Annotated in this window: 21 protein-coding genes; 11 read left to right on the top strand and 10 right to left on the bottom strand. The window is 61.0% G+C overall.

Annotation, left to right across the window (positions count from 1 at the left end):
• The 3 genes from BN1124_RS10020 to trhA form a co-directional block, all read right to left on the bottom strand.
• Nucleotides 1-668: retention module-containing protein (locus BN1124_RS10020; RefSeq protein ID WP_231553625.1), on the bottom strand; the 668-nt coding region annotated here is incomplete at its 3' end.
• Between the two features lie 196 nt (nucleotides 669-864).
• Nucleotides 865-2,526 carry a putative transporter gene (locus BN1124_RS10015; protein ID WP_042641512.1) on the bottom strand — a complete coding sequence of 554 codons (1,662 nt, stop codon included), beginning with the start codon at nucleotides 2,524-2,526 and terminating at the stop codon, nucleotides 865-867.
• 114 nt (nucleotides 2,527-2,640) lie between these two features.
• On the bottom strand, nucleotides 2,641-3,273 hold the full coding sequence (gene trhA, locus BN1124_RS10010; protein WP_042641510.1) for a PAQR family membrane homeostasis protein TrhA: 633 nt from the start codon (nucleotides 3,271-3,273) through the stop codon (nucleotides 2,641-2,643).
• 242 nt (nucleotides 3,274-3,515) lie between these two features.
• Here trhA and BN1124_RS10005 point away from each other — a divergent pair, with 242 nt between their 5' ends.
• The 3 genes from BN1124_RS10005 (at nucleotide 3,516) to BN1124_RS09995 (ending at nucleotide 6,017) form a co-directional block, all read left to right on the top strand.
• Nucleotides 3,516-5,051, top strand: coding sequence for an aminotransferase class V-fold PLP-dependent enzyme (locus BN1124_RS10005; protein ID WP_042641507.1), 1,536 nt, complete (start codon nucleotides 3,516-3,518; stop codon nucleotides 5,049-5,051).
• A 93-nt stretch (nucleotides 5,052-5,144) separates the two neighbouring features.
• Entirely contained in the window at nucleotides 5,145-5,696 is a 552-nt protein-coding gene (locus tag BN1124_RS10000) for a septation protein A (RefSeq protein ID WP_042641505.1), read from the top strand.
• A gap of 24 nt (nucleotides 5,697-5,720) precedes the next feature.
• Nucleotides 5,721-6,017, top strand: a complete 297-nt coding sequence (locus tag BN1124_RS09995; RefSeq protein WP_042641504.1) for a YciI family protein — start codon at nucleotides 5,721-5,723, stop codon at nucleotides 6,015-6,017.
• A 94-nt stretch (nucleotides 6,018-6,111) separates the two neighbouring features.
• Here the strand turns inward: BN1124_RS09995 and cysQ are convergent, their stop codons facing one another.
• Nucleotides 6,112-6,882: a 3'(2'),5'-bisphosphate nucleotidase CysQ gene (gene cysQ / locus BN1124_RS09990; protein WP_042641502.1), complete on the bottom strand. Its 771-nt coding sequence runs from the start codon at nucleotides 6,880-6,882 to the stop codon at nucleotides 6,112-6,114.
• 165 nt (nucleotides 6,883-7,047) lie between these two features.
• Here cysQ and BN1124_RS09985 point away from each other — a divergent pair, with 165 nt between their 5' ends.
• The 3 genes from BN1124_RS09985 to BN1124_RS09975 all read left to right on the top strand — a co-directional run bounded on the left by BN1124_RS09985 (nucleotide 7,048) and on the right by BN1124_RS09975 (nucleotide 9,985).
• Nucleotides 7,048-7,368 (top strand): ComEA family DNA-binding protein, encoded by a 321-nt coding sequence (locus BN1124_RS09985; RefSeq protein ID WP_042641500.1) that lies wholly within the window; start codon nucleotides 7,048-7,050, stop codon nucleotides 7,366-7,368.
• 95 nt (nucleotides 7,369-7,463) lie between these two features.
• The gene (gene galU / locus BN1124_RS09980; RefSeq protein WP_042641498.1) at nucleotides 7,464-8,375 is read left to right on the top strand and encodes a UTP--glucose-1-phosphate uridylyltransferase GalU; all 912 of its coding nucleotides are present in this window, start codon (nucleotides 7,464-7,466) and stop codon (nucleotides 8,373-8,375) included.
• 212 nt (nucleotides 8,376-8,587) lie between these two features.
• Nucleotides 8,588-9,985 (top strand): peptide MFS transporter, encoded by a 1,398-nt coding sequence (locus BN1124_RS09975; RefSeq protein WP_042641496.1) that lies wholly within the window; start codon nucleotides 8,588-8,590, stop codon nucleotides 9,983-9,985.
• A 66-nt stretch (nucleotides 9,986-10,051) separates the two neighbouring features.
• On the opposite strand, the gene BN1124_RS09970 is transcribed toward BN1124_RS09975, so the two are convergent.
• Entirely contained in the window at nucleotides 10,052-11,023 is a 972-nt protein-coding gene (locus BN1124_RS09970) for a response regulator (RefSeq protein ID WP_042641494.1), read from the bottom strand.
• A 305-nt stretch (nucleotides 11,024-11,328) separates the two neighbouring features.
• On the opposite strand from BN1124_RS09970, the gene BN1124_RS09965 reads away from it, so the two are divergent.
• The 3 genes from BN1124_RS09965 to BN1124_RS09955 all read left to right on the top strand — a co-directional run bounded on the left by BN1124_RS09965 (nucleotide 11,329) and on the right by BN1124_RS09955 (nucleotide 13,695).
• Nucleotides 11,329-11,997, top strand: coding sequence for a DnaT-like ssDNA-binding domain-containing protein (locus BN1124_RS09965; RefSeq protein WP_042641513.1), 669 nt, complete (start codon nucleotides 11,329-11,331; stop codon nucleotides 11,995-11,997).
• Nucleotides 11,998-12,075: 78 nt separating this feature from the next.
• Complete coding sequence (locus BN1124_RS09960) at nucleotides 12,076-12,930, top strand: DnaA ATPase domain-containing protein (RefSeq protein WP_042641492.1); 855 nt, start codon at nucleotides 12,076-12,078, stop codon at nucleotides 12,928-12,930.
• Between the two features lie 129 nt (nucleotides 12,931-13,059).
• Nucleotides 13,060-13,695, top strand: a complete 636-nt coding sequence (locus BN1124_RS09955) for an SDR family oxidoreductase (protein ID WP_042641489.1) — start codon at nucleotides 13,060-13,062, stop codon at nucleotides 13,693-13,695.
• 36 nt (nucleotides 13,696-13,731) lie between these two features.
• Here the strand turns inward: BN1124_RS09955 and BN1124_RS09950 are convergent, their stop codons facing one another.
• The 4 genes from BN1124_RS09950 to BN1124_RS09935 form a co-directional block, all read right to left on the bottom strand.
• The gene (locus BN1124_RS09950; protein ID WP_042641488.1) at nucleotides 13,732-14,910 is read right to left on the bottom strand and encodes an ABC transporter permease; all 1,179 of its coding nucleotides are present in this window, start codon (nucleotides 14,908-14,910) and stop codon (nucleotides 13,732-13,734) included.
• Nucleotides 14,907-16,049 (bottom strand): ABC transporter permease, encoded by a 1,143-nt coding sequence (locus BN1124_RS09945; protein WP_042641486.1) that lies wholly within the window; start codon nucleotides 16,047-16,049, stop codon nucleotides 14,907-14,909. The genes BN1124_RS09950 and BN1124_RS09945 overlap by 4 nt, the downstream gene beginning before the upstream one ends.
• A complete protein-coding gene (locus BN1124_RS09940; protein WP_042641484.1) occupies nucleotides 16,049-17,053 on the bottom strand; it encodes an HlyD family secretion protein in 1,005 nt (334 codons plus the stop codon). Before BN1124_RS09940 ends, BN1124_RS09945 begins: the two co-directional genes overlap by 1 nt.
• A gap of 73 nt (nucleotides 17,054-17,126) precedes the next feature.
• A complete protein-coding gene (locus BN1124_RS09935; protein ID WP_042641482.1) occupies nucleotides 17,127-18,533 on the bottom strand; it encodes a TolC family protein in 1,407 nt (468 codons plus the stop codon).
• Nucleotides 18,534-18,825: 292 nt separating this feature from the next.
• On the opposite strand from BN1124_RS09935, the gene dusB reads away from it, so the two are divergent.
• Together dusB and fis are read left to right on the top strand one after the other, a co-directional pair.
• On the top strand, nucleotides 18,826-19,791 hold the full coding sequence (dusB, locus tag BN1124_RS09930) for a tRNA dihydrouridine synthase DusB (protein ID WP_042641480.1): 966 nt from the start codon (nucleotides 18,826-18,828) through the stop codon (nucleotides 19,789-19,791).
• Between the two features lie 34 nt (nucleotides 19,792-19,825).
• Nucleotides 19,826-20,122 carry a DNA-binding transcriptional regulator Fis gene (gene fis / locus BN1124_RS09925; protein WP_005309538.1) on the top strand — a complete coding sequence of 99 codons (297 nt, stop codon included), beginning with the start codon at nucleotides 19,826-19,828 and terminating at the stop codon, nucleotides 20,120-20,122.
• 90 nt (nucleotides 20,123-20,212) lie between these two features.
• On the opposite strand, the gene BN1124_RS09920 is transcribed toward fis, so the two are convergent.
• Nucleotides 20,213-20,845: a LysE family translocator gene (locus BN1124_RS09920; RefSeq protein ID WP_042641472.1), complete on the bottom strand. Its 633-nt coding sequence runs from the start codon at nucleotides 20,843-20,845 to the stop codon at nucleotides 20,213-20,215.
• Between the last annotated feature and the right edge of the window lie 282 nt (nucleotides 20,846-21,127).

The following is a 21,127-nucleotide window of genomic DNA, read 5'->3' as shown; positions in this document are numbered from 1 at the left end:
CCGGCCCGGAACACCGATTGGCCCGCGTCCGCGTCATCCACGGTCAGCACGCCGCTGTCGGTCAGGGTCGGCTTGCTCGTATCTTCCACCACCGCACCGCGGTCATCGCCGGCGATGACGGGGACGTTGAAGTCAGTGAGCCCATCCTCTCCATCTCGCGCTTCGATGATCGGCGCGAGATTGGCCGGGGTGGCGGTGTCGAAGCCGGCGGTGGAGATGGTTGCATCGCCGGTTCTGTCGATGGTGACAAAACCGCCATTGCCGCTGGCGCCAGCGACGCCACCGATATTGCCAGCAGCGGGTGCCCCGCCAGCCGCCGACGCTTCAAAGGTTTTGGTCGGGTCAGCCCCGTCCAGGATGGCCTTCTGCAAGGCTGCAATATCATCAGGGGTCCCTGCCGGCACATTCTGCGCCAACAGAGGGGCATCCTCCGCCACCGGCTCCTTGCTCGGGCTCAGGGTGAAGGTCGTATTCCCGCCCTGGAAGCTGGCTCCCTCAGGGCTGAACACCACCGCATCCTTGGGCAGCACATCGCCTTCGGTCAGAAGTGTTTGGCTCCCGTCAGCGGCAACCAGATAGATTTTGCCTTGCAATTGGGTAACGACGACATCCTGATCCAATACGATGTTATGGCTGCTCATGGTTTCTCCTGAAATATCAATGGGCATGTATCTCCAGCCTCTAATGTGCCCGTTATATTGACCAGAAACCAGTGAGAAAAATCGAATGAACAGACCAATATGAAGCCGGGTTATGGGTTGAAAACGAAGGGTGGGTGAAGGGTAATAAGATTAGTTAAATCAATAATATCGATTATGACAGTTTGAACACGGGAGCCCCGGTGGGCTCCCGTGTTGCGCTAGCTCAGGCGCCGGCCCAGAGCAGGATGGCCAGCAGTTGAGGGGAGATGATCCGCAGGAACATCACCAGCGGATAAACGGTCGCGTAAGAGAGGGCACTGGCCCCGCTGGTAGGGTGCATGCCGTTGGCAAACGCCAGGGCGGGAGGATCCGTCATGGAGCCCGCCAGCAGACCACAGAGAGTGAGGTAGTTGAGCTTGCCATAATGGCGCGCCAGCACCCCGACCACCAGCAGCGGGATCAGGGTGATCGCCATGCCGTACATCATCCAGGCCGGGCCATCGCCGTTGATCAGGGTGTCGATGAAACCAGCACCGGACTTGAACCCCACCACGGCGAGGAACAGTACTATGCCTATCTCCCGCAGCGCCAGGTTGGCACTCGGCGGCATGAACCAGTAGAGCTTGCCGATGCTGCCGATGCGCGACAGGATCAGCGCGACCACCAGCGGCCCTCCCGCCAGCCCCAGTTTCAGCGCTGCCGGGAAGCCCGGCAGGTAGAAGGGGATGGAGCCCAGCAGCACACCCAGGCCGATGCCGATGAAGACCGGCAGCATCTGTACCTGCTGCAGCTTCTGCTGCACGTTGCCCACCACGCTGGTCACGGCCTCGATGGCTTCGAGTCGTCCCACCAGGTTGAGGATGTCGCCAAACTGCAGGCTGGTCTGACTGGTCGGCACCAGCTCGATGCCGGCCCGGTTGAGACGGGAGATGACTACGTCGTATTTCTGCTTGATGTCGAGATCGCGGATCCGCTTGCCGAGCACCTGCTCGTTGGTAACCACCACCCGCTCGACCCGCAGATCCGTGCCCCGGGTGGAGAGGGAGGTATCCACCTCCTCCCCCAGCACCAGCAGCACCTTGTGCAGGGCGTGCCGTTCGCCGACCAGGTGCAGCAGATCGCCGAGCTCGATGCGCGAATCCGGTCGCGGCACCATCAGCTCGTCGCCGCGTTTGAGCCGGGAGCAGATGACGTCGGCCTCGTCCAGGCTCGGGATCTCGCCGAGCATCAGGCCATGCATGTTGGGGTTGCGCACAGCGATGTTGATGGTCTGCAGGCTCTCCTTGGTTTTGCCCGCCTGTTGCTCGAACTCGGCCGCTTCTTCCTCGATCTTGATGCGAAAGAACAGTCGAATGAGCCACATGGTGAGCAGGATGCCACAGATCCCGAACGGATAGGCCACCGCATAGCCCATCCCCATCAGGCCGGTGGTGCCCGGATCGGCCCCGAGTTCGGCCAGGATCTGCTGGCCAGCCCCGAGGGAGGGAGTATTGGTCACGGCGCCGGAGAAGACCCCGAGGATCACCGGCAGCGGTACGTCGAACAGCTGATGCAAGGCCGCCGCCACCACGCAGCCGAGCAGCACCAGCAGGGCGGCGAAGCCATTGAGCTTGAGACCCGAGCTGCGCAGGGAGGAGAAGAAGCCGGGGCCGACCTGGATGCCTATGGTATAGACGAACAGGATCAGACCAAATTCTTGAATAAAGTGAAGGGTTTGCTCATTCAACTGCAAACCGGACAGACCCGCGAAGTGGCCCACTATGATGCCGCCGAACAGCACCCCGCCAATCCCCAACCCAACGCCATAGACCCGCCAGTTCCCCAGCCAGAGTCCCAGCACCGCCACCAGCGACAACATGCTGATGGAAAGCGCGATCTCACTCATTGTGTGCATCCTTTCCAAGCTGAACTGCACCTAGCTTGTCAGCAAACGAAAGGGGCAACTGTGGGGTGCCGCACGAATTCAGCCTTTCGCGGGCACAAAAATACCAACTAAGGGTTAGATGTAGCCATAGATAGCCACGAAGTGGCACAGACTGCCCCCCAGCACGAACAGATGCCAGATGGCGTGGTTATAGGGGATCCGTTTCGCCACATAGAAGATCACCCCCAGGCTGTAGATGAGGCCACCTATCCCCAGCAGCAGCAATCCCTCCCCTGCCAGATGCAGGTAAAGCTGATAGACCACCACCAGCGACAGCCAGCCCAGCATCAAGTAGGTGAACAGGGACAACCGCTTGAAACGATTGATAAACAGCAGCTTGAACACCACCCCCACCAGCGCCAGCGCCCAGATTACCACCATCAACCCCTGCGCCAGCGGCGTGTCGAGCGCCACCAGCAGGAAGGGGGTATAGGTGCCCGCGATCAGCAGGTAGATGGCGCAGTGATCGAACACCTTGCACCAGCGTCTGGCCGTCCCCGATCCCATGCTGTGATACAGCGTCGAGGCGAGATAGAGCAGGACCAGGCTAGCGCCATAGAGGCCGTAGCTCAGCAGCACCTGTGGCCCCTCGTTCCAGCCCTTGTGCAGCAGCAGGATCAGACCCACTATCCCGAGCAACAGCCCCAGCCCATGGCTGAGGCGGTTGGCCCACTCCTCTTTCGGGGAATATCCCGTCACATCACTCATCGCATACTCCCTGCCCAAACTCTGGCTCACTCTAACGGCCCTCATTTCAGGCTACAAGTGTTAGCTCAAAAATATTGAGGCGACCACCCCGGGCGCCAGAGCGCCAGGAGATGGCTGTTCCCCAGGGGCCTTTGGTGTATGCTCTGCGGCCGACGCCACCAGCCGCCCGTGCTGATGGCCATGTCTGGCGGCACCTTTTTTGCCCGCTATTTTCTGCCCGACACGCTGGTCTGGAGAACCTGATGAAGCTGACTGAACTCTTTACACAACCGGATCCTGCCTTCGGCCAGGCCATGACCGCCCTGCTGGAGACCTTTCATCACTCCGATGACAGCCAGGCTCCCTACCAGCGCGATCACTTCGTTCATCAGCTCGATCAATCCCGCATGCCCGCCACCGGCATCAGTACGACAGAGTATCTCGCTCGGCTCGCCACCCTAGTCCCCGGCGCCTCCCATCTCACTTCCCCACGCTACATGGGGCACATGACGGCGCCACTGCCGGCCTTCACCGCCGAGTTGTCGCGTCTCTTGGTGATGCTCAACCAGAATCCGATGAAGATGGAGTCCTCCCGTCTGCTCAGCTTCCTGGAGCGGGAGGTGCTGGCCAAGCTGCACCGCCTCATCTATCGCGAGGGCGACGACTTCTATCAGGCACAGATGCACGCCAAGGACGCGGCCCTCGGCGTCATGACCAGCGGTGGCACCATCGCCAACGTCACCGCCCTCTGGCTGGCTCGCAACCGGGCCTGTGGCGACAACCTGTTCGCGCTCTATGAGCAGGGCTATCGCGGCGCCGTGGTGCTGGGCTCACGGCTGATGCACTACTCCTTCGACAAGGGCATGGATCTGCTGGGGCTCGGCGCTGGCAGCGTATGGCGGCTCGATACCGACGCCGACAACCGGCTCAGCATCCCGGCGCTGGAGGCCGCGCTAATCCAGTGCAAGGCGCAGAAGCTCAAGGTGCTGGCACTGATCGGGGTCGCCGGCAGCACGGACTTTGGCTCCATCGATCCCTTGCCCGAACTCGCCGCCATCGCCAGGCGCGAGCAGATCCATCTGCACGTGGATGCGGCCTGGGGTGGCCCGACGCTGTATTCTCCCCGCTATCAGAGCTTGCTGGCCGGGATTGAGCTGGCCGATACGGTAACCCTGGATGGCCACAAGCAGTTGCTGGTGCCGCTCGGTACCGGCATGTTGCTCTGCCGCCAACCGGATCTGATGATGGCCGTCAAACGGGAGGCCCCCTACGCCATTCGCGCCAGCTCCTTCGATCAGGGCCGCTTCACCCTGGAGGGAACACGCCCGGCCAACGCGCTCTATCTGGATGCCGCCTTCCAGCTGCTGGGCCAGCAGGGCTATGCCGAGCTTATCGAGGCCAATTACGACAGGGCGCGGCTGATGGCCAGCCTGATCGAGGAGAGCCCGGCCTTCGAACTGATGTCGACGCCGGTGATGAACCTGCTCTCCTACCGCTGCATTCCGCCTCACCTGCAGGGCAAGGCGCTGGATGAAGAAGCCAACGAGCAGATCAATCAGTTCAACGTGGCGCTGCAGAAGGCGCAGCGCGCCGAGGGGCACAGCTTCGTTTCACGCACCCAGCGGGCGGTGGGGCGCTACGGCGCGCAACCGCTCACCCTGCTGCGCGCCGTGTTGCTCAATCCGCTGATCGAGGAGCGCCACATCCGCGAGCTGCTGGCGGATCAGGTGCGCCTCGGCGAGACCATCGCCCAGGGGCTGTTTGAGCCGACAAACGCTCAAGGGGTGGCGGGAAAATAACGGGAACCGACGGCACGCCGACGGGTCTTATTCATTTGCCGTTGCCTAACGGGCAGGTACACTGAGTCAAATTTTGAGGTTGATGAGCCCAGCATGAAGCAGTTTATTGAATTTATTCCCCTGATCGTCTTCTTCGCGGTCTACAAGTTTTACGACATCTACACCGCCACCGGCGCCCTGGTGGTGGTCACCGGCCTGCAGCTCGCCTACAGCTGGATCCGCTATCGCAAGGTGGAGAAGATGCAGCTGTTCACCTTCTTGCTGGTCGGCTTCTTCGGCGGCCTCACCGTCTTCTTCCACGACGACACCTTCATCAAGTGGAAGGTCACCGTGATCAACGTGCTGTTCGCCCTCGCCCTGCTCATCAGCCGCTACGGCTTTGGCAAGAACCTTATCAAGCAGATGCTGGCCAAGGAGCTGCAGGCGCCGGATCGCATTTGGGATCATGTCAATCTGGGCTGGGTCGCGTTCTTTGCCCTCTGTGGCCTGCTCAACCTCTATGTGGCCTTCAACCTGTCACAGGAGATGTGGGTCAACTTCAAGGTGTTCGGCCTGCTGGGTATGACGCTGGTGTTCACCCTGCTCAGCGGCGTCTACCTCTATCGCCACCTGCCCGCCGAGCAAAAAACCGGGCAAGAAAAATAACCGCAACATGAAAAGGACTGTTCCATGTGGTATCTGATCTACTCCGAAGACGTGGCAGGCAGTCTGCCTCAGCGCAAACTGGCGCGCCCTGCCCACCTCGCCCGCCTGCAAGCCTTGCAGGATGAGGGACGACTGCTGACCGCCGGCCCCAACCCGGCCATCGACGCCGAGGATCCCGCCGATGCGGGCTTCACCGGCAGCACCGTCATCGCCGAGTTCGGCAGCCAGGCCGAAGCCAAGGCTTGGGCCGATGCCGACCCTTACGTGGTGGCCGGCGTCTATGCCCGCGTCACCATCAAGCCCTACAAGAAGGTGTTCTGAGGCTAAGGGTTAAACCCCTGACCATTGGAATGCAAAAGGCCGGACACTGTCCGGCCTTTTCGTGTCTGCGTCACAGGGACTGACAGCGATAGCCTCAGGCCCGCGCCACAAACCAGGGATTGAGGATATCCGGCTTGTTGTAGCGAAGCGGCTCACCGTCAAGTTGGGTAACGGCGCCACCCGCCCCTTCCAGCACCGCTTGGGCGGCGGCGGTATCCCACTCACAGGTCGGGGCCAGGCGAGGATAGAGCTCGGCGCCCCCCTCGGCGATGATGCAGAACTTGAGGGAGCTGCCCATGGAGACCAGCGCTATCTCACCCCGATCCATGTCACCAAAGCGGGCCAGATAATCCAGGGTCGCCTGGGAGAGATGGTTGCGGCTACCCACCACCTTCCAGGTCTGACCCTCTGCATGAGGCCGGGTCTGGATCGCGGCAGCGCCGCTCTCGTCAACCCGCCAGGCCCCCAGTCCGGCTCCACCATACCAGAGCTTGTCCAGTACAGGGGCATAGACCAGCCCCCAGAGCGGCCTGCCCTCTTCGATCAGCGCGATGTTCACCGTGAACTCCCCGTTGCGGGAGACAAACTCCTTGGTGCCATCCAGGGGATCCACCAGCCAGTAGCGGGACCAGCCGAGCCGGGCCTGCATGATCCCGGCATCCGACTCCTCCGACAGCACGGGGATATCGGGGGTCAGGCTGGCCAGAGCCTGCACAATCACCTCGTGCGCCCCCTGATCGGCCGCGGTGAGCGGGCTCTCATCCTGCTTGTACTCCACCGCGAAGGGTTGGCTATAGATGGCCATGATGGCCTCACCGGCGGCGCGGGCGATGGGCTCCAGCTCTGAAATGGCGGGTAAGTACATGGAAAAGATATCTCGCTCAAATGGTTAGCCAGTGTACCTCCGTCTGAACAGAGGCAGTTATAGCCGTTTACTCGGTCTTATGCAGTGTCAGAACTGACAGACAAAAAGTGGCGCAGCTCGACTAGCTTTTTATAGCCATTCGGCACCACACAAGGACGTGAAACCATGAACAAAAAGACTCTGTTCGCCGCTTTGCTGCTGGGCTGCCTGCCCCTGCTGAGCCAGCCTGTGTTCGCCGCCGACAAGCCGGCAGCCACGCCAGCCGCGACTGTCACCAGCGCCAAGGAAGTCGGCAAGATCAACCTCAACACTGCCAGCGCCGTTGAACTCACGGCGCTCAAAGGCATTGGCGAGAAAAAGGCCCAGGCCATCGTCGACTATCGGGAGAAGCAGGGCAAGTTTACCTCGGTGGATCAGCTGGCCGATGTGAGCGGCATCGGACCCGCCACCCTGGATGCCAATCGGGACATGATTATCGTCAAGTAACTGGTTTGAAGCTCTGTCATCCTGAGGGCAGCCTGTGGCTGCCCTATTTTTCTTCGGGTATCATGAGCCCACTTCGTATCTTCGGACTCATTTCCATGAAAAAGACCCCGCTCGTTGTTCGCAAGGCCGTTCTTCCCGTCGCCGGTTTGGGTACCCGTATGCTGCCCGCCACCAAGGCCATCCCGAAAGAGATGCTGCCGGTGGTCGACAAACCGCTGATCCAGTATGTGGTGCGCGAGGCTATCGCCGCCGGCATCAAGGAGATCATCCTGGTGACCCACTCCAGTAAGAACTCCATCGAGAACCACTTCGACAAGAGCTTCGAGCTGGAGGCGACCCTGGAGAAACGGGTCAAGCGCCAGCTGCTGGAAGAGGTGCAACACATCTGCCCGAAAGACGTCACCATCATGCACGTGCGCCAGGGCGAGGCAAAAGGGCTGGGTCATGCGGTGCTCTGTGCCCGCCCGCTGATCGGGGATCACCCCTTCGCCGTGCTGCTGCCGGACGTGCTGATCGACGAGGTCGCCAGCGATCTCAAGCAGGACAACCTGGCCGAGATGGTGCATCTATTCGAAGAACAGCAGATCAGCCAAATCATGGTGGAAGCCGTGCCCGAGAGCGAAGTGGACAAGTACGGGATCGCCGATATCAAGGGCGAGGCGCTGAGCGCCGGCATGTCCCTGCCGATGCAGGCGATCGTCGAGAAACCGCCCCGTGACGAGGCTCCTTCCAATCTCGCCGTGGTCGGCCGCTACGTACTCTCCGCCAACATCTGGCCCCTGCTGGAGAAGACCCCGGCCGGTGCCGGGGACGAAATCCAGCTGACCGATGCCATCGCCATGCTGATGGAACACGAGCCGGTCAACGCCTACTTCATGAAGGGTCGCAGCCACGACTGCGGCAGCAAGCTCGGATATATGAAGGCGAACGTGGAATACGCCGTACGCCACCGGGAACTGGACGGCGAATTCACCGCCTGGCTGAAGCAGTTTGTCAAACAGTTGTAATAGCTGAATATTCGCGTAATAGACAGAATAAAAAACTGGGCATCATTCGATGCCCTTTTTCATTTTATAAACAAAAATTCAACCGTTGATAGATAAAATATCGTCAAAACCTCTCATTGTAATTCGATCCATCATGTTTTATAAGGAATATGGCTTGTTTCTAGCCCTTGCATAAAATTCCTAAAAAAATACAAGACACAGGTGGAAGTTCCATGAATAACCCGTCCAAAGGGACCTTTTTAGGTCACCCTAAAGGGCTTTTTTTGCTCTTTAGTACCGAACTGTGGGAGAGATTCTCCTACTACGGCATGCGCGCCGTCCTCGTACTCTATCTGACCGACATGACCGCCAACGGCGGCATGGGCTGGACCCAAGCCGATGCACTCAAGCTGTACGGCATCTACACCGGCCTGGTCTACATCACCCCGATCATCGGTGGCTGGCTGGCGGACACCTTCCTCGGCCAACGCCGTGCGATCCTGATTGGCGCCATCTTCATGGCCGCGGGTCAGTTCACCCTGGCCCTGCCCCACTCCATGTTCCCGGACATGGTCAACAGCCTCTTCTATGCAGGCCTCTGTCTGCTGATCCTGGGTAACGGCCTGTTCAAACCAAACATCTCCACCATGGTGGGTGATCTCTATGAGACCGGCGATCACCGCCGTGACGGGGCCTTCACCATCTTCTACATGGGCATCAACCTGGGCTCCCTGCTGGCAGGCGTGATCTGCGGTGCCGCCGCCACTGCCTACGGCTGGCAGGCTGCCTTCGTCAGCGCCGGTATCGGCATGCTGCTCTCCCTGGTGGTGCAAGCCACCATGGCGCAACGCTTCCTGGGTGATATCGGCCGCGTGCCGGCCGCTCAGCGCGCCGCCGCACAACGCTCCAAGGAGCAGAAGGCACCGCTGACCAAGCAAGAAGTGGATCGCATCAAGGTCATCCTGGTGCTGGGTCTGTTCACCATCATCTTCTGGGCTGGCTTCGAGCAGGCCGGCGGCCTGATGAACCTGTATGCACAGGAATATACCGACCGCATGATCGGCAGCTTCGAAGTGCCGACCGCCTGGTTCCAGTCCCTGAACCCCTTCTTCATCATCACCCTCGCCCCGATTGTGGCCGCCATCTGGATCAAGCTCGGTAGCAAAGAACCCAACTCACCGGTGAAATTCGCCATGGGTCTGCTGTTCCTGGCCATCGGCTTCATGTTCATGATCGGTGCCGTGCTGGAGCAAGGTGGTGATCAGGCCGTCAAGACCTCCATGTTCTGGCTGGTCGGCGCCTACCTGTTCCACACCCTGGGCGAGCTTTGCCTCTCCCCGATCGGCCTCTCCATGGTGACCAAGCTGGCTCCGCTGCGTCTGGCCTCCCTGATGATGGGTGCCTGGTTCGGCTTCGTCGCCCTGGCCAACTACATCGCCGGTTTCGTGGGTTCCTTCGTCGGTGAGTCCGGTGCCATCGCCATCTTCGGTGGTATCGCCATCGCCGCCGTGATCAGTGCCCTGATCCTGCTGACCATGGCCAATCGTCTGGTCTACTGGATGCACGGTGCCGAAGGCCCGGCCAAAGAATCCGACGAGCAAGACAAAACACTGCAGTCTGCCGCCGTCTAATCGGTCCGGATTGTGAAAAGCAAACAGGGCGCCCAGTGGGCGCCCTGTTTCTTTATGCTCATCTATTCAGTGATGGCGAACCTGCATCTTCAGCGCGCTGCCACTGTCGCTGCGAAACTGCAGCTCGAACGGCTCGTGCCAGCTGCGCTTGTGCAAGGTATAACGGCTGCTGCGCATCAATCCCAGCGGCAAGCCGCCCGAGCGCATCAACCAGCGTGGCGAGGTGAGGCCCGCATTGGCGAACACCAGGCCATCCTCCTGATCGAACAGCAGCGCCGCCATGGCGAACGAATGACGCAGACCCGATTCGATGAGTTGCAGGTTGAGATAGTCGAGCAGGCGATGGGGCTGGGTCAGCAGCAGGCTCTCCTGCTGTTGATACTGGCGGTAGGGCCCATTCATCAGGGATCGCACCAGAGCGCCACAGAAGGCGGCATCCATGCCGAGAATGGGGAGCTCCATCACTAGCACCAGCAGCTTGTCCCCCAGCTTGAAGGTGTCGGGGGTAAACAGGTTGCCCATACCGGCGAAGGTCACTTGCCAGGGCCCCCATTCCTGCAAGCCGGGCGGTCTCAACCAGGCCAGCAGGCGGCTGGAGGCTTTGTCGTGCGCCCGAAAGAAATCCATGTGATCCATCAGCTCCAGCTGCTGGGTCTGATGCACATTTCCCGCCAGACACAGATCGATGCTGCGCCGGATCTGGCTGTAATCGGACACCGGCTTGATGAAAAAGTCCCTGGCTCCGGCCCGCAGCGCCCGCTCGATCGCGGCCATCTTGTCCTGGCCAGAGATGACGATGACGGGTACCTCGGGGTAACGGGCGGCGAGGCAGGCGATCACCTCATGCCCATCCATGTTCGGCATGTTCAGATCGCATAACACGACATCGGGGTGATAGAGCGCGGCGGCGGAGAGCCCTTCAATGCCATCTTCGGCCTGAAAGACACAGGCCCCATCGTGCTCGAGATAAGTGACCAGCGAGTGGCGAAAAACTGCTTCATCCTCCACCACCAGGATCCGTAGTCCGGCTTTTGACATCTTGACAAAGCTCTTATTAGTCAGTGTGTTAGTTGAGCATTAAGCCTAGATCATGTGGGGTCAATCTCGCCACCCCAGATTGCCGCGCATCCGTTTGAAATGGCCATGACACCTTCCAACCATTTGAAATGGGCGGATTATTTTATCGAGATTTTCTGATCAATCCGTGACGTTCTTCCCTCGAACGGGCCTATCCGGCTCGTGATGAGTCCCCGCACCGCCGCTTTGGTTTGTGTGTGCGCCGTGAATTGTATGCAACCCCGCCATGAGGGATAATGCCCCCATTCCAGATCCTGAAGAACACCATGACTCCAGCCGAATACAGCGCCCTCGCCCATCCCAGATTGTCCCACCCGGCACGCAGCCTCTATACCCTGCAGTTGCGCAGATTGGTGCTGGAAAATCGACAGGCCAGGCTCAACTATCCCGAGCTGGGGCGGTCCTTGGCGGTGGTGGATCCGGGCGATCCCAGCGGCTTCTGCTATCAGGTCAATGCCCGACAGCTGACCGAGCTGCTCGATGAGCTGATGGAAGCAGAATTGTTGCAGGTGGAGGCGCTGCCCGAGAGTGAGCACTACCATCAATGCCCGTTCCAGTTGCCGTTGCTGAGCCAGCGAGTGCGCAGTCCGCTGCCGGAGCGGCCATTCCAGATGCACCTGCAGTGGCGACCGGATGAGGAACTGCCCGCCCTCGCCCGCCTGTGCGGGGTGATCGATGCCAGCTACAACGAAGAGGATCTCGGGGAGTTCATCGCCTACTGGTTGGGCCGCCCCGAGGTGTTCGACTCCCAGCATCAGTGGATGCTCAGGTTTATCCGCACCCTCAAGAGTCGCCGCTACGCCCGTCGCCAGCCCACTGTCGTGACGGGTTACCAGCAGGTCACCCCTGCTCCCGCCGAATCTGGGCCGAGCAAGCGGGCGCAGGAGATGATCGAAGAGGCCAAGCGCCTCGCTCAGGGGCCGGATAATGATTGATCCCCACGCTTCGCAGCAGGCACTATTAGCAGCACCATCAGGCCCTTGCCATCCAGGCCCCAGCAGAAGGAGCATTCCATGACAGACCCGCACGATCCACTGCGCCAGGAGCTGGAGGAGATCGAGGCCAAGCGCCGCAAGATCGCCAAAGCCAAACAAGACCACCGTATCCACGATCCCGAGCTGAGCCAGCATGTGGGCGGCTTGCTCGAACGCATTCGCCGTTTGCAAGCCCAGACCGGCGGTGGCCAGTACGACTACGAGACCCTGCGCAAGGAGTACGATGCCAAGGCCAACGCCGAGGTGCGCGAGCTGCAGAAGGCGGCCCGTCAGGAGCGGATCCAGAAGCTGATCGCCCAGGCCGACCTCAATCCGGACTGGGTGTTCGACAAGATGGATGCCACCGACCCTGTGCTGCAATACCCTATCGAAACCGCCCGTTACTTTATCAGCGGCTTCGAGCACTGGGAGAAGAGTGGTGGCGGCTGCATGCTCATTTATGGCGACTATGGCACCGGCAAGTCGACCCTGGCGGGCGCCGTGGCCCACGAGCTGATCGCCCTTCACCAGAAATCGGTGATCTTCCAGCAGTGGGCCTCCATCGTCGATCGGCTGTTCTTCAACGTGATCCAGGATCAGGAGGAGCGCAATCAGTACCGCCGCGCCCTGGAAGAGGTGGATCTGCTGATCATCGACGAAGTCGCGGCCAACCGCGCCAAGATGGCGGAGAGCCAGTCCAGCTTCCTCGGCCACCTGCTGCGCCGTCGTCGCAACCTATCCAAGAGCGTCATCATCATCAGCAACCACAGTCCCCAGAGCCTGCATCAGGCCATAGGCGACTTCAGCTTCGAGGCGATCAAGGCGTTCAACCCGGTGGATATCCACTTAAGCGGCCCCAGCCGTCGCCCCAGTATCGGCCACTACAACGGCTGATCCCCCGGGCCAGCGTCATTGACGTTGGCCCGTTGCTTTTCTGCTTCCCCTTCACAGATAAAAACAACTCTCATTTACATCGAGTCATCCAAGCCCTAGGCTAGCCCTTTTGTTCAAGGGGATTCTCTCATGCCGACCATTCTCATCTTCGGAGCCAGCCGCGGGCTGGGCCGCGCCTTCACCGATCAGGCCCTGCGTCAGGGCCACAGGGTCGTGGCCCTGGTCCGCAACGCCGAGATGGCTGCCGAGCTGCACACTTTGGGGGTCGAGGTCGTTCAGGGGGATGCCCTGGACGGGGCCGCTGTCGCGCAGGCTTGCCTGCTGGCGGGCAGCGAAGCCCAGGTAGTTTCCACCTTGGGGAGCTTTCGCCAAGCCCAGCCGGTGGATTATCAGGGCAACCGTCAGGTGATAGACGCCATGGAGCAGGCCGGGCTCAAGCGCCTGCTGCTGGTCACCTCCCTCGGCTGCGGCGACAGCTGGCAATATCTGCCCGAGCGGGCACGGGAAGCCTTCGGTCACGAGGTGCGCTTGAAGAGCCTGGCGGAGAGCTGGCTGCAGACGAGCCGGCTGAGTTGGACCATATTGCGGCCGGCCGGCTTGCAAGATGGCGAAGCCACCGGCCGAGCGGTATTGAGTCAGGGGAAAGAGGTACACGGCCTGGTGCATCGCCAGGACGTGGCCATCCAGGGTTTGCAACTGCTCACCAACGAGCAGGCCCTCGGTCAGATCTACGCCATCGGCGAGCCCGGCCTGCAGCGCAGCTGAGCCAGCCTCGCCTAGTTCCGAAATAAACGGTCAGCCTCAGCTGACCGTTTTCATCTCGGTTGCCAACCGCTGCCGTTGACGCCATCCCAGCAGCCAGCAGGCGAGCCCGCCATTGAGCAGCGCCAATCCCCACAGTTGCCACCAGTAGCGGGACACTTGAGCAAAGTCGGCACCCATCTGGTTCAGACGCAGGAAGCCCTCGATGGCCGGAGTGCTCGGCACCCACTGGCCCAGCCAGTTAAGGGGGGCCGGTATCAGCTCAAGGGGCCAGATAAAACCGGCAAGGAACACCAGCGGCAGGGATGAGACCAACACCACCTGGGTGGGCAAGTCGCGGCGGGTAAAGAGCGCCCCCAGCACTATGCCAAGCCAGGTGGTCGCCAGCAGGAACGGCAGGGTGAACAGCCACAACTCGGCCGGCGCGGCGCTGCGCGCTATGCCGTAATGGTCGAAGCAGAAGCCGAAGAAGTAGGTCACGGGCAGCACGAAGAGCCCCCCCAGCACCAGGGTGCGCGCCAGCAACAGGGCCAGCACCGGCACCTTCTGCCAGTAGCCCTGCTCGCCACGCAGGCTGCGCTGATTCTGGGTCGCCCCCAGGATGCCGGCCCCCATCAGCAACACCTGATGCAGGATCAGCACGAACACCGCCGGCACCACGTAGTTCACATAGCCCATGCTGGAGTTGAACACCGGCAGCACGTTGAGCCCCACCGCGCTCCAGCCCAGGGCCGCCTGGGGCAGCGCCTCACCCTGGCTGAGCAGCCTCGCCACCTTGATCTGAGCGGCCAGGGTGCCGCCCGCCTGGGCCAACCCCTCGGCGATGGTGCCATACACCAGGAAGTAGGAGGCATCCCCGGCATAGCTCAGGGTCACGCTCCTGCCCAGCATCAGATCCCGGTAGAAGTGGCGGGGAATGTGCAAGATGCCGCTCGCCTTGCCGGTCAGCAGCCACTGACGGGCCTCCTCCAGGCTGCCAACCCGCGCCACCAGTGCCACCTGTGAGGTCGCATCGGCCATGAACTCCAGCTGACGGGAGAGCTGACTGCTGTCGTCGTTGACCACCACCACCGCCTCTTCCCTCGGCAACTGGTGCAGATAGGGCTGGGGGTAGAGGAAGGAGTAGAAGAAGACGCCGCCAAACAGGGTCAGCATGATGGCCCTGTCCGCCAGCAGGGTACGCAGCTCCAGCCGCACCAGATCCCAGAAACCCATCATATCTCCGGCTCCTTGTCAGCCAACTGGCGGGCCGCATGCGCCTGGGGTTGATAGCGGCGCATCACCACCAGCAGAGGCAGCAGAAACAGCAGCAAGGCCCCGAACTGGGGCAGCGTCGCACCGAGCGGCAGGCCGTAGTTGGTCTGCCCTATCTGCAGCTCGACGTAGTGAGAGATGGGCAGCAGGCTGCGCCAGAACTGGGCGAAGTCCCCCATGGCACTGACCGGGAAGGTCACCCCCATGAAGGCGAAGCCCGGCGCCGTATAGGCCCCCGCCAGCGACAGGGCGCGGGCCGGATCCCGGATGACGGCGTAGAAGAAGGCCCCCATGCTGACGCAGGCGGCAGAGGCCAGCCCCAGACCCAGGGTCAATATCAGCCAGCTCCCCTGCATGGGGTAGCCAAGCGCTTTAAATAGCAGCAGGCTCCACGCCAACCCCCAAGCCCAGCCGATGAGCACATGCGGCATCAGCGTGCGCCAGAGGCCGAACCAGACCCCTCTGGTCGTCCAGTCCAGTCCGAGTCGGTCTGTACGGGCCAGCGCATTGAGACCGTAGAGCACCACCAGGATCTGCCAGACCGCGGGCAGCAGGGCGCTCAGCAGGAACTGGGCATAGCTGGAATTGATGTTGTAGAGCGCCGTCACCTGGTTGGCGATGGGCACCGACTGCCCCAGGGCGCCGGGCAGCGCCTTGCCGTCCGCCATGGCCGCCAGCACACCCACCTGACCGTTGAGGGTGCCGACCACCTGAGCCAGGGCCGAGTTGACCAGCTTGGCGATCAGGATGAACTGGCCGCTGTTGAAGACGGTGATTTTGGGTTGGGTTCCCTCCCGGGCATCCCGCTCCAGATGGGCGGGGATCACCACCAGGGCATAGATATCGCCACCGCGCAGGGCGCGGGTCCCCTCGTCGATGGCATCAAACTGATTGCTCAGCTTGAGTCCGCTCGAGCCATCGAGAGAAAACGCCAACTGACGGGAGAGCGCGCTCCTGTCCAGATCCACCAGGCCGACCTTGAGGTCCCGCGCCAACCCGGCCGAGAAGACCCAGCACAGCAGCCCTATCAGCAACAGGGGGACCCAGCTCACCAGCGCCCGACTGAAGGGATCCTGCCACAGCAGCCGCCATTCACGTCCCATCAGAGTTCGACCAGCACGCTCATGCCAACCCGCAAGCCTTCCACCGGCTGCAAGGGGCGCGCCTCCACCTGGAAGCTCTTCATATCAAAACCCTGCCGGCTGTCGGTGGCACGCCAAGTGGCGAAGTCCCCCATCACCGCCACGTGGGTAACCTTGAAGCGCACCAGCTGATCCCCCAGACCGGGAATGCGGGCGTCGAACTCAGTGCCGACCGGGAAGCGGGGCAGCAAGTCTTCCCGCACGTGGAACTGGGCCCAGGCATCTTCCATGTCGAGCAGGGTCACCACGGGGAAGCCCTGCGGTGCCAGCTCGCCACTGCGCAGCAGCACCTGGGCGACTTCACCGGCATGGGGGGTAACGATGCGAGTATCGGCCAGATAGGCCTCCACCTCGGCCACCCCCCCTGCCGCCATCTTGGCCTGTTCGCGGGCCGCAATCTTGGTCTCTTCCCGCGCCCCTTCCAATGTCATCTGGTACTGCTGCCAGGCCATGCCTTCGCTGTACTTGGCCGCCTGCCAGGCGGTCCAGGCCTCATCGCGCTTTTGCAGCGGCATCACCCCCTCCCGGTGCAGGTTGGCGATGCGCTCATAGGTCTTGCCGTGGAGCAGGGCCGCCGTCTTGGCCTGTTGCCACTGATCCTTGGCCGCCGCGATCTGCTGGGCCCGCGCCCCCTTCTCCGCCTCTTGCGCCAGGGCGCCGGCCGCCGCCTGGCCAGCCTTGGCCTGACTCAGCTTGGCCTCGATCTCGGGGCTGGCGAGGGTGAATGCCAGCTGGCCCTGAGCCAACTGATCGCCCTTCTTCACCAACACCTCGTCGATCCGCCCCGCCACCTTGGAGGAGACCGAATACTGCTGCGCCTCGATCTGGCCCTGCAGCCGTACCGGCTCAGGCTGGTAGGCGAGCCAGAAACGCCAGCCCAGCCAGATGACCAGCACGATCAGTGCCAGTGGCAACAACAGTGGCTTGCCCTGGCTCATCTTCTTCTTGATGGGGGGATGACTCATGCATTCACCTCGACAAACGGGCGACCCTTGGCGGTCGAAACAGACATGGAAAGAGGGACAGACAGGGCCGCGATCATGAGTTCACCTCTATCGCCTGACCGTGCTGATATTGATTGAAGCTGTTCATCTGACCGGAGAGCGCCAACAGGCGGGCCAGCGAGATCACGTATTGGTAGGCGGCGGCGGCGCGCTGGGTCTTGACCCCCGCCAGCTGGTTGCGCGCATCCACCACATCCAGCGAGGTGGAGAGCCCCTGCCCGAACGCCTTGTCCCGCAGTCGCACGTTCTCCTCGGCCAGCGCCTGGGTGGAGGAGAGGGATTGATACTCCTCCAGCCCCTGGGCCGCCTCGCGCCAGGTCTTCTCGACCAGCAGCTCCAGATCCTGGCGGGTCTTGGCCTGCAGCAGATTGACCTGCAGCTCGGCGCTTTTCGCGGCCTGCACCGTCTCAGAACGACCGTCACGGCTCACCAGCGGCATGCTGACGCCCACCCCGACCAACCAGTCTGGCGTGGTCTTGGAGACGATGGAGTCGTCTTCATAGAGGTTGTAGTTACCAAACAGGAACAGCTCGGGGGCGTATTTGCCCTTCTCCAGCTTGATCATGCCCTGAGCCTGTTCCTTCTTGGCCGCCAGCAGCTTGAGGCCGGGGTGCACCGCCAGGGTCTCCTGCACGAAGGGATCGAGTTGCGGCATCCCCTCATTGATGAACAGCCGGGTATTGGGTTCGGCCTGCTTGAGCTTGAGCAGGTGGCCGAGGGCCAGCTGGGCGATTTCCAGGCTGCGCCGCGCCTTCTGGGTATCGATGCGTGCCCTGTCATAGGCCGATTGGGCGGAGAGTCGCTCGACCTTGGCGATCTGGCCCTGGGCCTCCAGCTTCTGGGCATGATCCAGGTGCTGGGCCAACCCCTGCTCGATCTCCTGCTTGGTCTGCACCACCTGGGCCGCCAGCACCACGCCGAAATAGGTCTGGGAGAGGCTCTCGAAGGTAGCTTGCTGCTTGAGCACCAGCAGCTGTTGCGCCTCGCTCACCTGAGCCTGACGGATATCCTGCGCCGCATCGATGCGGCCGCCGACGAACAGCGGCCACAGCATCTTGACCGAGCTGGTGACCACGTTCTGCTTGGTCAGGGGGGTGACGAAGTCGCTGGGGCTGAGGTTGAGCGCCTGCATGACGGGCCCCAGCACCTTGCCAAACTCCGGGTGGTTGGCGATGGGGTTGAGATCCAGCATGTCCAGCTCCATCGGCTGATCGAGGTGGGTGTAGCTGGCCCCCAGATCCACCTTGGGCAGGTACATGGCCTTGGCTGCCTCGCGAAGCTGCTCTGCCCGCTCTACCCCGGCCTGCTCCGCCGCCAAGCCATCATCCTGCTGGATGACCCGGCTCCAGGCCTCGGTGAAGCTCACCGTCTGCGCCTGGGCCGAGCCCAGCATGGCCCCCAACAGACACGGACAGAGTGATTTGATGAAGCTTGACGTCATACATCCCCAAATTCTGTTTGTAATAAAATTGTGTGGAGCCTTTGCTCGATTCTGGCTCGCTATCATAACGTAAACCCGCGGCGGAGGGAGACTGACAAATCACCGAGTCCCTCACTCATTTGGCCCCGATCATGGTCTCAGACAATATGTCTGATTTTCAAGCACTCCTGAATTTGCAAGCCTTGGCGCGACGTTTTTTTCAGAAAAAATTGGCTGACGCTCAAATACTAACCTTTTCTCCTGACTAAAAAATGCGTAATATACGCCGCCCTAAGCCGATGGTAACCGTGGAATGCAGATAGGTCCCCACACGCTTGAAACTCCCTTGATCGTGGCCCCCATGGCCGGTGTAACAGACCGACCATTTCGTGAACTTTGTTTACGTTTGGGAGCAGGCATGGCCGTTTCCGAGATGCTGCTGGCCAACCCGGATGTCTGGGATACCCAGAAAACCAGGATGAGAATGGGCCATTCTGCCGAAAGCGGATTGCGATCGGTCCAGATTGCCGGAGCCGACCCGGAGATGATGGCGTTTGCCGCCCGCTACAACGTGGAGCAGGGCGCTCAGATCGTCGACATCAACATGGGTTGTCCTGCAAAAAAAGTGAATAAGAAGTTGGCGGGCTCCGCCCTGCTGCGTCAACCCGAGCTGGTCAGAACCATCTGCCAGGCCGTGGTGAATGCAGTGGAGGTGCCTGTCACCTTGAAGATACGCACAGGATGGGATCCGGATAACCGCAATGGCGAGGAGATCGCCCGAATCGCCGAAGATTGCGGTATCGCGGCCCTTGCCGTGCATGGTCGTACCCGTGCCTGCCTCTACAAGGGGAACGCGGAGTACGACACTATCAGGGCGATTAAGCAGGCCGTATCGATTCCTGTGGTCGCCAATGGCGACATAGACAGCCCGGAGAAGGCCCGGTATGTCCTCGACTATACCGGCGTCGACGCCGTGATGATCGGCCGTGCTGCGCAAGGACGACCCTGGATTTTCCGGGAAATCCGTCATTTTCTTGAGACGGGCACCAAGCTGCCGCCTCCCGACAGGGAAGAGGTTCGCACCCTGATGAACGAGCATGTTACCAACCTGCACCAGTTTTACGGTGCATATCTGGGAGCGCGCATTGCCCGTAAACACGTGGGCTGGTATCTGGATGAAGAAGAGACGGGCCGAGAATTCCGTAAACATTTCAATGCTCTGGATTGTGCAGATGCACAGCTGGAAGCACTTGAAGTGTATTTCGATGGATTAGGTTAACGCATAACTCGCATAACTAAAGAGCCGACCGAATATGTTCGAACAAACCCTGACTTCTGATGCATTGGTAACAACTACTCACAATCACGCTGCCGAGCCGACCCAGCGCCCCCTGCGTGACTCTGTGCAACAGGCCTTGCGTAACTACCTGGCCCAGTTGAACGGTCAGGAAGTGATTGATCTGTACGATATGGTTCTCTCCGAAGTCGAAGCTCCCATGCTGGACGTGATCATGCAGTACACCCGTGGTAACCAGACTCGCGCCGCCGTGATGATGGGCATCAACCGTGGTACCCTGCGTAAAAAGCTCAAACGCTACGGCATGAACTGATTTCGGTCACCCTGCTGCAGTGCAGACGAAGGCGTATCCCAGCGATGGGATACGCCTTTTTCTATGGCCGGCTTTTGCAATGGCCGAACATCATTCCGTCGCCAGCTTAAGGCCAAGGCCGACAAACAGGCCTCCCATCAAACGGTTGAGCCAGAGACCCACTCGCGCGGGCAGCCGCACCTTGCGGCTCGCATAGGCGGCGGAGAAGGCCAACAGGTGGCACCAGATCATGCCGTTGAGGTTGAAGATGCAGCCCAGCACGATGAAGGCCAGCGCCTTCTGTGGCGCCGCCGGATCGATGAACTGCGGTACGAAGGCGAGGAAGAACAGCGCCACCTTGGGGTTGAGCACATTGGTTAACAGTCCCTGCCGGTAGATACGCCCGTAGGAGAGCGCAGGCAGCGTCACAGAGGGCTCGGTAGAAGCAGCAGGGCTTGCTCCCTGTCTCAGCAGTGAAATCCCCAGGTAAACCAGATAGAGCGCCCCTATCAACTTGATGACGGTGAACAGCTCGGCCGAGGCACTCAGCAGGGCCGACAGTCCCAGCGCCGCCGCCAACACGTGCACCATGGTCCCCGTCCCTATCCCCAACGCCGCCACCGAGCCGGCCCGCCAGCCCTGGGAGCCGCTGCGCAGCATGATGAGCAGGGAATCCGGCCCCGGCATCATGTTCAACAGCAGGCCGGATACGATAAACAACGCCAGATCGTGGATCCCCAACATAGACAGCTCCTTGTGTATGAAACACACAGTCTATGGATCCGGCCGGCCTTGTCACGCCCGTTTCAGGCAATAGTGAGCATCAATGAAAGGCATAGCGGCCCGAAAGCAGGTAAAAAGCGGCAGAAAATGAGGACGGAGATGGGTAATCAGGGACTCTGCAGGCAGTGCGTTTGACTAAATAGATATTACTTTACGAAATAGTTGTCTGATAAACAGGCTTAAGATGAACAAAATATCTGCCAAACTCCACATCTCAGCCAACAAAAAAGCCCGCTCGATTGA

This window comes from Aeromonas eucrenophila, assembly GCF_000819865.1.
Taxonomy (GTDB): domain Bacteria; phylum Pseudomonadota; class Gammaproteobacteria; order Enterobacterales; family Aeromonadaceae; genus Aeromonas; species Aeromonas eucrenophila.
This window is presented reverse-complemented; position numbering and strand designations above follow the sequence as displayed.

Bases quoted from the DNA above. Each gene is read 5' to 3' on its own strand.
- BN1124_RS10015 (WP_042641512.1), bottom strand. From the start codon at position 2,526: ATGAGTGAGATCGCGCTTTCCATCAGCATGTTGTCGCTGGTGGCGGTG.
- trhA (WP_042641510.1), bottom strand. From the start codon at position 3,273: ATGAGTGATGTGACGGGATATTCCCCGAAAGAGGAGTGGGCCAACCGC.
- BN1124_RS10005 (WP_042641507.1), top strand. From the start codon at position 3,516: ATGAAGCTGACTGAACTCTTTACACAACCGGATCCTGCCTTCGGCCAG.
- BN1124_RS10000 (WP_042641505.1), top strand. From the start codon at position 5,145: ATGAAGCAGTTTATTGAATTTATTCCCCTGATCGTCTTCTTCGCGGTC.
- BN1124_RS09995 (WP_042641504.1), top strand. From the start codon at position 5,721: ATGTGGTATCTGATCTACTCCGAAGACGTGGCAGGCAGTCTGCCTCAG.
- cysQ (WP_042641502.1), bottom strand. From the start codon at position 6,882: ATGTACTTACCCGCCATTTCAGAGCTGGAGCCCATCGCCCGCGCCGCC.
- BN1124_RS09985 (WP_042641500.1), top strand. From the start codon at position 7,048: ATGAACAAAAAGACTCTGTTCGCCGCTTTGCTGCTGGGCTGCCTGCCC.
- galU (WP_042641498.1), top strand. From the start codon at position 7,464: ATGAAAAAGACCCCGCTCGTTGTTCGCAAGGCCGTTCTTCCCGTCGCC.
- BN1124_RS09975 (WP_042641496.1), top strand. From the start codon at position 8,588: ATGAATAACCCGTCCAAAGGGACCTTTTTAGGTCACCCTAAAGGGCTT.
- BN1124_RS09970 (WP_042641494.1), bottom strand. From the start codon at position 11,023: ATGTCAAAAGCCGGACTACGGATCCTGGTGGTGGAGGATGAAGCAGTT.
- BN1124_RS09965 (WP_042641513.1), top strand. From the start codon at position 11,329: ATGACTCCAGCCGAATACAGCGCCCTCGCCCATCCCAGATTGTCCCAC.
- BN1124_RS09960 (WP_042641492.1), top strand. From the start codon at position 12,076: ATGACAGACCCGCACGATCCACTGCGCCAGGAGCTGGAGGAGATCGAG.
- BN1124_RS09955 (WP_042641489.1), top strand. From the start codon at position 13,060: ATGCCGACCATTCTCATCTTCGGAGCCAGCCGCGGGCTGGGCCGCGCC.
- BN1124_RS09950 (WP_042641488.1), bottom strand. From the start codon at position 14,910: ATGATGGGTTTCTGGGATCTGGTGCGGCTGGAGCTGCGTACCCTGCTG.
- BN1124_RS09945 (WP_042641486.1), bottom strand. From the start codon at position 16,049: ATGGGACGTGAATGGCGGCTGCTGTGGCAGGATCCCTTCAGTCGGGCG.
- BN1124_RS09940 (WP_042641484.1), bottom strand. From the start codon at position 17,053: ATGAGTCATCCCCCCATCAAGAAGAAGATGAGCCAGGGCAAGCCACTG.
- BN1124_RS09935 (WP_042641482.1), bottom strand. From the start codon at position 18,533: ATGACGTCAAGCTTCATCAAATCACTCTGTCCGTGTCTGTTGGGGGCC.
- dusB (WP_042641480.1), top strand. From the start codon at position 18,826: ATGCAGATAGGTCCCCACACGCTTGAAACTCCCTTGATCGTGGCCCCC.
- fis (WP_005309538.1), top strand. From the start codon at position 19,826: ATGTTCGAACAAACCCTGACTTCTGATGCATTGGTAACAACTACTCAC.
- BN1124_RS09920 (WP_042641472.1), bottom strand. From the start codon at position 20,845: ATGTTGGGGATCCACGATCTGGCGTTGTTTATCGTATCCGGCCTGCTG.